10 protein-coding genes and 2 pseudogenes are annotated in these 9087 nt (G+C 56.0%); 10 read left to right on the top strand and 2 right to left on the bottom strand.

The genetic code is table 11. The features are described 5' to 3' along the window. Positions 1 to 232, bottom strand: a pseudogene (locus RTI30_RS10425) (phosphonate ABC transporter substrate-binding protein); the annotation flags it as partial. Between the two features lie 56 nt (positions 233 to 288). Between RTI30_RS10425 and moaC the strand changes: the two are divergent. Further along, positions 289 to 771, top strand: a complete 483-nt coding sequence (moaC, locus tag RTI30_RS10430) for a cyclic pyranopterin monophosphate synthase MoaC (protein WP_312263203.1) — start codon at positions 289 to 291, stop codon at positions 769 to 771. Between the two features lie 64 nt (positions 772 to 835). On the opposite strand, the gene RTI30_RS10435 is transcribed toward moaC, so the two are convergent. Continuing rightward, positions 836 to 1141, bottom strand: coding sequence for a hypothetical protein (locus tag RTI30_RS10435; RefSeq protein WP_312263204.1), 306 nt, complete (start codon positions 1139 to 1141; stop codon positions 836 to 838). A gap of 177 nt (positions 1142 to 1318) precedes the next feature. On the opposite strand from RTI30_RS10435, the gene RTI30_RS10440 reads away from it, so the two are divergent. The 9 genes and pseudogenes from RTI30_RS10440 to RTI30_RS10480 all read left to right on the top strand — a co-directional run. Further along, positions 1319 to 4177: a molybdopterin oxidoreductase family protein gene (locus RTI30_RS10440; RefSeq protein ID WP_312263205.1), complete on the top strand. Its 2859-nt coding sequence runs from the start codon at positions 1319 to 1321 to the stop codon at positions 4175 to 4177. A 19-nt stretch (positions 4178 to 4196) separates the two neighbouring features. After that, entirely contained in the window at positions 4197 to 4889 is a 693-nt protein-coding gene (locus tag RTI30_RS10445; protein ID WP_312263206.1) for a 4Fe-4S dicluster domain-containing protein, read from the top strand. A gap of 10 nt (positions 4890 to 4899) precedes the next feature. Then, positions 4900 to 5838 carry a DmsC/YnfH family molybdoenzyme membrane anchor subunit gene (locus RTI30_RS10450; protein WP_312263207.1) on the top strand — a complete coding sequence of 313 codons (939 nt, stop codon included), beginning with the start codon at positions 4900 to 4902 and terminating at the stop codon, positions 5836 to 5838. After that, on the top strand, positions 5819 to 6880 hold the full coding sequence (moaA, locus tag RTI30_RS10455) for a GTP 3',8-cyclase MoaA (protein WP_312263208.1): 1062 nt from the start codon (positions 5819 to 5821) through the stop codon (positions 6878 to 6880). Before RTI30_RS10450 ends, moaA begins: the two co-directional genes overlap by 20 nt. Before the next feature lie 71 nt (positions 6881 to 6951). Continuing rightward, on the top strand, positions 6952 to 7269 hold the full coding sequence (locus tag RTI30_RS10460) for a rhodanese-like domain-containing protein (RefSeq protein ID WP_312263209.1): 318 nt from the start codon (positions 6952 to 6954) through the stop codon (positions 7267 to 7269). 120 nt (positions 7270 to 7389) lie between these two features. Further along, positions 7390 to 7620, top strand: coding sequence for a sulfurtransferase TusA family protein (locus RTI30_RS10465; protein WP_312263210.1), 231 nt, complete (start codon positions 7390 to 7392; stop codon positions 7618 to 7620). 51 nt (positions 7621 to 7671) lie between these two features. Beyond that, on the top strand, positions 7672 to 8142 hold the full coding sequence (gene dsrE2 / locus RTI30_RS10470) for a sulfur carrier protein DsrE2 (protein WP_312263211.1): 471 nt from the start codon (positions 7672 to 7674) through the stop codon (positions 8140 to 8142). 68 nt (positions 8143 to 8210) lie between these two features. After that, complete coding sequence (locus tag RTI30_RS10475; RefSeq protein ID WP_312263212.1) at positions 8211 to 8897, top strand: 4Fe-4S dicluster domain-containing protein; 687 nt, start codon at positions 8211 to 8213, stop codon at positions 8895 to 8897. A gap of 14 nt (positions 8898 to 8911) precedes the next feature. Continuing rightward, positions 8912 to 9087 (top strand): annotated as a pseudogene (locus RTI30_RS10480) (heterodisulfide reductase subunit B); the annotation flags it as partial.

Here is a 9087-nt window from a genome sequence, read left to right on the forward strand (position 1 = left end):
GTGCTCGTTTTTCTGCTGCCTTTAGGTAGAATTGATGCAGGTCGGCACTGAAGCTAAGTTCGATAGATTCCCCGAGCGTTTTTTCCAGTTCGGCAGTCAGGGGCTGGAATGCCGCATACATCACCGTCGGACTGCTTACCGGTGGCAGCAGAAAGCGCAAACTCGCCATCCCGAGTATCGGATAGAGAAAAAGGGCGAGGCAGAGGGGAAACGACAAACGCAATATACGCATAGGTACCGATGAAAGAGTAAACTCTATCCTTCCCAAGCAAAAGGAGTGCCAAAATCTTGAATGATGAAGTGCAGCTTAGCCATTTCAACTCCCAAGGAGAGGCACGGATGGTCGAGGTGGGCGACAAAGCCAGCACCGCGCGGCGAGCCTTGGCCTCTGGAAGCATTCGTATGGAGCCAGCCACCTTCGAGCGTATACGCTCCGGTACCCTACACAAAGGTGACGTGCTCGCCGTGGCGCGTATCGCTGCCATTCAGGCCAGCAAGAAGACCGCCGATCTGATCCCTTTGGCACACCCGCTCTCCCTCACCGGAGTGAACATCGAATTTTTCCTGGAGGCTGAGGCCAGCCAGGTACGTTGTCAGGCTGAGGTGCTTTGTCAGGGGCAGACTGGCGTCGAAATGGAAGCGCTCACCGCGGTGACGATCGCTCTGCTTACCATCTACGACATGTGCAAGGCAGTCGACCGCGGAATGGAGATCGGCGAAATCCAGCTCTTACGCAAAGAGGGTGGGAAATCGGGCATATGGCAACGGTAAGTCAAAAGACTGATACGACAACGGCGCCCCAGAGGACGCCGTTGCCAAGCTAGATGTGGTCCGTTTACTTGCCGCGGTTCGGTGAGGAGCTGTAGCGCACCATTACGTCGCGGTCCTTCCAGTTGCTCTCTTTCAAGACTTCTTCCGGGATCATGTAGCGGTCCTGAGGGGCAACTTCCTGGCACTTGACGATGCGTAGCACATCACTGAAGGGTAGCTTGCGCAGCAGGCCGTCTTTGTCCGTGGCACGGACGATCATGGCATCCTTCAGCAGGGCATAGACGTAGAAATTGCCGGGACGCAGCTTGCCTTCCTTGTCTTTCCAAGTGACGGTAATGCGCGTATGTTCCTTGAAGTCACTACGGTTCATTTCGGATCTCCACACGGGTCTGTACCTGATGAACTTATCCGCTTTGCCTGTGGTAGGCAAATAAGTCGCTCTTATTACAAAATCAAAAAACCTGAGTTGCTTTATCACCCGAGCTCGGCCACCATCTGCCCTCTGCCTTCCCGATGGGCGTATTGTCTTTTATAGAGAGGTCTGGCGATGGCAACGGTCATGGAATTCGAGGATCACAAGAAGCAGGAGATCAAATACAGCACCTGCTACATGTGCGCCTGTCGCTGCGGTATCAAGGTTACCGTCGAAGACAACAAGGTGCGCTTCATCCAAGGCAACCGCAATCACCCGATCAACCAAGGTGTTCTCTGTGCCAAGGGGTCTGCCGGGATCATGAAGCAGTATTCGCCGGCGAAGCTGCGCAACCCTCTGCGCCGTAAGCCGGGAACCGAGCGCGGCGCCGGCGAATTCGAAGAGATTTCCTGGGACGAGGCGATCGAGACCCTGACCAAGCGGCTCGCGCACATCCGCGCTACCGATCCCAACAAGTTGGCCTTTTTTACCGGGCGCGATCAGATGCAGGCCCTCACTGGTCTCTGGGCACAGCAGTTCGGTACCCTCAACTGGTCGGCCCATGGCGGTTTCTGCTCCGTGAACATGGCCACCGCCGGTCTGTACATGCTCGGCCATGCGTTCTGGGAGTTTGGTGACCCCGATTGGGATCGTACCAAATATTTCATGCTTTGGGGGGTCGCCGAGGACCACTCGTCCAACCCCATGAAAATCGGCCTCGAAAAGCTCAAGCGCAATGGTGGCAAGTTTGTGGGTATCAATCCGGCGCGTACGGGATACCAAGCCATCGCCGACGAGTGGGTGCCCATCCGCCCTGGTACCGATGGCCTGTTCGCCCTCGCCATGGTGCATGTGCTGCTGCAGCACGAGCAGTTCGATTGGGAATTTTTGCTGCGCTACACCAATGCTCCCTTCCTCGTGGTGCAGACCCCAGGGCAGAAGGGCGATGGCCTGATCTGGCGCGATGCTGAAGGCCATCCCTTGGTCTGGGATCTCGAAAAAGAAGCCTTCGTCAATGGCATGGAGCCAGGGGTCAAGGCCGCCCTCTTTGGCGAATTCCAGACTCCAGACGGGCGTCCGGTGCGCACCATCATGTCGATTCTTGCCGAGCGCTATCTCGATGAACGCTACAGTCCCGCCAGCGCGAGTAAAATAACTGGCATCCCCGCCGAGACCATCGAGCGGCTAGCCTTGGAAATGGCGCACGTCGCCTTCAAGGAGAGCATCGAAATCGAGGCGGAGTGGACCGATTGGGCAGGGCGCAAGCACGACAAGTTTATCGGTCGGCCGGTGTCGATGCACGCCATGCGCGGCATCTCCGCGCATTCCAACGGTATGCAGGCGGCGCGGGCTATTCATTTGCTGCAGATCCTTCTTGGCACCATCGATTGCCCCGGCGGTTTCCGCGCCAAGGCTCCTTACCCGAAACCGGTGCCGCCGCCAAACAAGCCCGCCCAGCACAGTGCGCCGAATACTCCTTTGAAGTCTCTGCCTCTGGGCTTTCCAACGGCCCCCGAGGACTTGGTAATTGACGAGGAAGGGCGCCCAAAGCGTATCGACAAGGCCTACTCCTGGGAAGCGCCCATTGCCAACCATGGGCTGATGCACATGGTGATCACCAACGCAGTGAACAAGGATCCCTATGGCATCGATACGCTGATCTTCTTCATGGCCAACATGAGTTGGAACTCCACCATGAACACGGCCAATGTGCAGGAAATGCTCAAGGCCAAGGACGAGAACGGAGAGTACAAGATCCCCTTCCTGGTGGTCGTCGATGCCTTCCATTCGGAAATGGTGAATTTTGGTGACCTGATCTTGCCGGATACCACCTACCTCGAGCGTTACGACTCCATTTCCTTGCTCGATCGCCCGATCTCCGAGCCAGACGCCATTTGTGACTCCATCCGCCACCCAATCCTCAAGCCCGATCGTAACGTGCGGCCGTGGCAGGATGTGATGGTGGAGTTGGCCGGACGGCTCAAGTTCCCTGCCTTCACCAAGGAAGATGGCACGCCCAAGTTCAGCGGCTACAAGGACTTCATCGCCAACTTTGAGCGGGCTCCAGGGATCGGTTTCCTGGCCGGTTGGCGAGGTAAGGATGGCGAAACCCATCTGCGCGGTGAGCCCAATCCCAATCAGTGGGAGCGCTACATCGAGAACCAAGGCTTTTTCCAGTATCACCTGCCCAAGTCGATGCGCTTTTATCGCTTCGCCAACAAAGAGTATCTCGAATTGGCGCAGCGAATTGGCTTTAATCCGACGGCGGATCCCATCATCATCGAGCTCTATTCCGAGACTTTCCAGCGGTTTCGTCTCGCCGGGCAGGGGCTCTACGATGGACCCTGTCCCAAGGATCCCGTCGACCGTGAACGCCTGGCGACATACTTCGACCCGCTGCCGGATTTCTACGAGCCATTGGAGCAGCAGCGTATCGATAAAAAGGAATATCCCTTCTTCGCCGTCAACCAGCGGCCGATGATGATGTACCACTCCTGGGATAGTCAGAATGCCTGGTTGCGACAAATCATTGCGCAGAATTATCTGTACATGAATCGTCAACGCGGCGAGCAGATGGGCATCAAGGATAAAAGTTGGGTTTGGGTCGAGAGCCATAATGGCAAGATCCGCGTGCAGGTAAAGTTGATCGAAGGCTGCCAGGAAGATACCGTCTGGACCTGGAATGCCATTGGCAAGCAGTCGGGTGCCTGGGGTCTGAAGCCCGATGCCGCTGAGGCGACTCGCGGATTTCTGATGAACCATCTGATCTCTGAATTGCTGCCCCCCAAGCAGGGAGAGCGGCGTCTGACCAACTCCGATCCGATCACCGGCCAAGCGGCTTGGTACGATCTGATGGTCAAGATTTACCCGGCGGCGCCAGGGGAGGAGGGCACTTGGCCGACCTTCCCGACCATGAAGCCGCTACCCGGCGTTACCCCTGCGCCGGATGTGTTGCGATATCACACCCATCAACCCGTCAACCTCAAGTCCTGAGTTGGCCAAGGAGCGCGTGATGAGACTCGGCTTAGTCATCGATCTAGACACTTGCGTAGGCTGTCATGCCTGCGCAGTGGCCTGCAAAGAATGGAATACGAGTGGTACGACGGCACCGCTCACCGATTACAATCCCTACGGTGCCAAACCCTCGGGAGTATGGTTCAACCGAATTCGGCATTACGAAATCGGTGATTACCCCTACAACAAGACAGTGAATTTCCCTATGTCTTGTATGCACTGTGAAAATGCAGAGTGTGTGACTGTCTGTCCTACGGGCGCTAGTCACAAGCGTGCGGAAGACGGCATCGTTCTCGTCGACCAGAGCAAATGTATGGGCTGTAACTACTGCTCTTGGGCCTGCCCCTACGGCGCCCGTGAGCTGGATCGGGTTTCCGGCACCATGAAGAAGTGCACCCTGTGCATTGATCGCATCTACGACATGGAAATTCCGGAAGAAGAGCGGCAGCCTGCCTGTGTGCTTACCTGCCCAGCCCATGCCCGTATGTTTGGTGATTTTGACGACCCGGAAAGTCCCGTCAGTCGCGCCGTTCGTGAACGGGGCGGGTACCAGCTCATGCCGGAACTCAATTACGATCCAACCAACCACTATTTGCCGCCCCGGGTCCACGCCCCGATTCCTACCGACAGTCTGAAAAAGAAGGCGGTCGGCAAGGTCAAGGAATGGGTCAATCGAGTCGTCGAGCGCTGAGGATTTTTCCATGCATGCAGCTTTAGCGGTTATTTTGCTTACCTTGTTCTCGGGTGGTGGATTCGGATTGATGGCGCTTGTCGCTGTCGTCAACGACTTGCACATCGACGGTGGCCTGAGCCCCCTGCAAACTCTCGTTGCCGTGCTGGTGTCTTTGGTCTTTGTCACCATAGGCATGCTTTCTTCGACGGCGCATCTGGCCAATCCGAAGAATGCTTGGCGAGCCTTTACGCGCTGGCGCACCTCTTGGCTGGCGCGCGAGGGCATCTTTGCCGTCGCCTTCTACCCCTTTGCTCTGGCTTATCTGGCCTGGGTCTTTTTCACCGGCGCACCGGAAGCCCCAGTAGGTTTGTTCCTTGCCAGCATCGCTGGCGTTATCGGTCTCATTACCATCTTCTGCCAGGGTATGATCTATGCCGTGTTACGCACCATCCGGCAGTGGAACACGCCCCTCGTCCCTACGAATTTCTATGCCATGGGACTCGCTATCGGCGCAACCGTTTTAGCGGCCATTCGCGTGGCGACCGGGGGAACTGCGGGTACTTTCGTTGGTATCGCTCTTGCGCTGATCGCGGCGGTGGCAGTACTCAAGGCAATTTACTATTTTTGGATTGCCCGGCCAGCAGGCCCGACGATCCGCACCGCCACGGGTTTCAATCGCTTTACCGTACGCATCCTCGACCAAGGTCATACCTTTGGTACCTTCCTCACTGAGGAGTTTGGCCATACTTTGCCACGCGACAAGGCGCGCGGCATCAAAGTGATTATGTATATTTTCGCTGTGATCATCCCCATTCTCGCTCTAGCGATTGCGCTGGCTGATGGGTCCGTATGGGCCGCGGTCGTTGCAGCGGTATCTATCGTCTTCGGTCTGGGCGTAGAACGTTGGTTGTTCTTCGTCGAAGCGCAGCACGTGGTCAACCTGTACCATGGCAGACAGCGCTGCTGATGATGCTACCTCCTGCAGCACGGCCGCCGGGCAATCGATACCGGCGGCTGGGGAGCTGTGGGATCAGTTTGGCAGGCGCATCACCTATCTTCGTCTCTCCCTAACTGAGCATTGTAATTTTCGCTGTCAGTATTGCAGTCCAGCGAGTGGAACACCGTTCTTTGACTATGCCGATCACCTCCGGGCGGAGGAGATTGAGCTCGTCTTACGGAGTTTTCACGCTCTTGGGTTGCAGCATCTGCGCTTCACTGGTGGCGAACCTCTCATTCACCCCCAACTGTTACGCTACGTGCAGTTCGCGCGCGAGCTCCAAATCGGCAAGCTCAGTCTCAGCACCAACGGCTATCTTTTGGATCGCCTCGCCGAACCGCTGGCGGCAGCGGGCTTGAACAGCATCAATATCAGTCTCGATACACTAGACGCCGAAACGTTCGCACGAGTAACCCGGGGCGGGAGGCTGCAGCGTGTATTGCAAGGTATCGATTGCGCGCGTGCGGCGGGCATTCCGCGCATCAAACTCAACGTGGTTTTGTTGCGTCGAGTAAATGCCCACAGCTTGCCGGAACTCGTAGAGTATGCGCTCGCCCGTCACCTCGATATTCGCTTTATCGAAACAATGCCCCTGGGTAGCGCCGGCATAGCGAGTCAAGACACGGAGTTCTTCTCGGCACAAGCAGCTCGCGCGTCGATCGAAGCCAAAGTCGGTAAGCTCATACCCGTTGCCAGTAGCCGCGACCAAGGGCCAGCGCGGCTGTATACGCTGGCTGGGGCGGGGAGCCGGATTGGTTTCATCACGCCGCTCAGCAACAATTTTTGTGCAAGCTGTAATCGCGTCCGGCTTACCGCCACGGGTCGCCTCGTGTACTGTCTTGGACAGGAAGCTGGATTGGAATTGCGGCCATTGCTGCGTGGAGGTGCGAGTGTCGAAGAGTTGTCCGCGGCCATCACCGCGGGCGTCTGGCGAGACAAACCGGAGCGACATCTTTTCACCGTCGACCGAGGTCGCTCTTCAAAAATATTTATGATGCGACTTGGTGGCTGAGATTCGTTAGAAATGCCCGGGGTAAAAATGATATGATTCGGAAGTAGATTTACTGGAGTTAACTGAGAATCATGTACGGTTTTAAAGAGATAACGGCAGATCAGCTCAAAGAGATGCAAGATCAAGGGCGAAATTTTATCCTTGTGGACGTGCGTTCGCCTGCGGAAGTGGCGCGGGGCATGATCCACGGGGCAAAGCATGTGCCGCTGCATCTGCTCCCCATGAGTATCGCGGAGCTGGACAAGAATCAGCCAGTGGTATTCTACTGCCTCAGCGGCGGTCGCTCCTCTCAGGCCTGTGCGTTTGCAGCAGCACAAGGATTTGGGGAGGTATACAATCTCCGCGGGGGGATTTCAGCTTGGGCGAATCGCTCTTTTCCGCTGGTCTAGGATCGCATATAAGAATATGCTGAAATATGCCGACTTAATCATCAAATCAAAATCTTTGCCTTGCTTCACAGGCAAATCCTGATACATTGGCTGATGTTTGACTCGTGAGTGGAGGTTGCAATGGTACAAGAAGACAAGCTGCTGGATGCCCGTGGACTCAACTGCCCGCTGCCTATTTTGCGCACCAAAAAGGCTTTGGGAGAGATGAGTGCCGGACAAATTCTCAAGATCGTCGCCACCGACCCCGGCGCCGTCAAGGACTTTGAGGCATTTTCCAAGCAGACTAAGAATCCTCTTCTCGACCAGGCCGAGGCCGGTGGAGAATTCGTATTCTTCATTCAGAAGGCCTGAGCCGGTTCAGGGTGTCGAAAGCGGTCTTTCGGCGCCAACGAGGAGTGAGTTATGGATGAGAAAAAACTGGCGATCGTCGCCACCAAGGGAACCCTCGATTGGGGCTACCCACCCTTCATTTTGGCCTCCACTGCTGCAGCGCTCGGCTACAGCGTAGAAATCTTTTTTACCTTCTACGGCCTGCAATTGCTCAAGAAAGATCTCAGTCATCTGCGTGTCAGTCCTTTGGGAAACCCGGCGATGCCGATGCCGGTGCCGATGCCGACCTTGATGATGGTCCTTCCTGGCATGGAAGGCATGGCGACTTCTATGATGAAGAGCAAAATGAAGGCGAAGGGTGTTGCTAGCCTGGAGGAGTTGCGGGAGCTATGCGTTGAGGCCGAAGTTCGAATGGTTGCCTGCCAGATGACCGTCGACCTGTTCGAGTTCGATACTGCTGACTTCATCGATGGCATCGAGTTGGGTGGTGCGGCGGCCTTTTTTGAGTTTGCTGGCGAGGCCGACATTACCCTGTTCATTTGATCGGAACGGACGATTGCTGTGGCGGTCAGACAGATATCGGTTTACCCATGCTAGTGAGGAGCGAGTAGATGGCGACTTACGCTGAAATGAAAGAGATGTTCGACGAGATCCGTGCGGACTTCCGCTACGATCACGAACTCAATGGTTGTCTCAACTGCGGTATCTGTACCGCCACCTGTCCGTCGGCACAGTTTTACGACTACAGCCCGCGGGAGATCGTTCAGCTGTTGTGGACGGAGAATGTGGAGCAGATTTACGACGCCATGCAAGAAAAAATCTGGGCCTGTGCCCAATGCATGACTTGCGCTGCGCGCTGTCCGTTCAAAAATTCTCCAGGTGGTCTGGTCATGATCATGCGGGAGGTTTCTATCCGTCATGGCATGCAATCCGCCAAGGATGTGCTGCGTCCCTTTGGCCGTGTGATGCTCAAGCTCATTACCACGGGTAACCAGCTCTCTCCGGACATGATCCAACCCGACCATTTCCCCGACTGGGGTCCAAATATCCAAAAGGTCGAAGGTGATCTGCGCGTACTTCGCAAGGCTATTCCGGTGCGCACGTTGCAGACCGTAGAGACCGCTTGGGAGGTCTCCCTCAAGACTTCGGTTGAGATGTACACCATCTGGGAGATGACCGGTGTGCTCAAGTCTCTCGAGACCATGGACGAGAATCTGTTCGATGTCATCGAAGACTTTATCGACGAAAAGCGTGAAGATTACGAAGACTGGCTCGAAAGCCACGGCGGCGACAACTGAGAGGGGTGATCGAGATGAGTGAAAACACAACGCAGCAAGGGGTAGCCGGTCACGGCGCCTTTTTTCAAGACACGAATCTGAAGGCGGAAGAAGCGGAAGCGGCAACCGCCTGGGTGCGCAACCACGTCGATCGGCGCACGGTGGATTTGGGCGAGCGCATGGACGACATCCGCGAGCACATGTGGGAGTT

Source organism: Candidatus Igneacidithiobacillus taiwanensis (assembly GCF_031962545.1).
Lineage (GTDB): Bacteria > Pseudomonadota > Gammaproteobacteria > Acidithiobacillales > Acidithiobacillaceae > Igneacidithiobacillus > Igneacidithiobacillus taiwanensis.

Bases quoted from the DNA above. Each gene is read 5' to 3' on its own strand.
- RTI30_RS10450 (WP_312263207.1), top strand. From the start codon at position 4,900: ATGCATGCAGCTTTAGCGGTTATTTTGCTTACCTTGTTCTCGGGTGGT.
- RTI30_RS10475 (WP_312263212.1), top strand. From the start codon at position 8,211: ATGGCGACTTACGCTGAAATGAAAGAGATGTTCGACGAGATCCGTGCG.
- RTI30_RS10445 (WP_312263206.1), top strand. From the start codon at position 4,197: ATGAGACTCGGCTTAGTCATCGATCTAGACACTTGCGTAGGCTGTCAT.
- dsrE2 (WP_312263211.1), top strand. From the start codon at position 7,672: ATGGATGAGAAAAAACTGGCGATCGTCGCCACCAAGGGAACCCTCGAT.
- RTI30_RS10460 (WP_312263209.1), top strand. From the start codon at position 6,952: ATGTACGGTTTTAAAGAGATAACGGCAGATCAGCTCAAAGAGATGCAA.
- RTI30_RS10440 (WP_312263205.1), top strand. From the start codon at position 1,319: ATGGCAACGGTCATGGAATTCGAGGATCACAAGAAGCAGGAGATCAAA.
- RTI30_RS10435 (WP_312263204.1), bottom strand. From the start codon at position 1,141: ATGAACCGTAGTGACTTCAAGGAACATACGCGCATTACCGTCACTTGG.
- RTI30_RS10465 (WP_312263210.1), top strand. From the start codon at position 7,390: ATGGTACAAGAAGACAAGCTGCTGGATGCCCGTGGACTCAACTGCCCG.
- moaA (WP_312263208.1), top strand. From the start codon at position 5,819: ATGGCAGACAGCGCTGCTGATGATGCTACCTCCTGCAGCACGGCCGCC.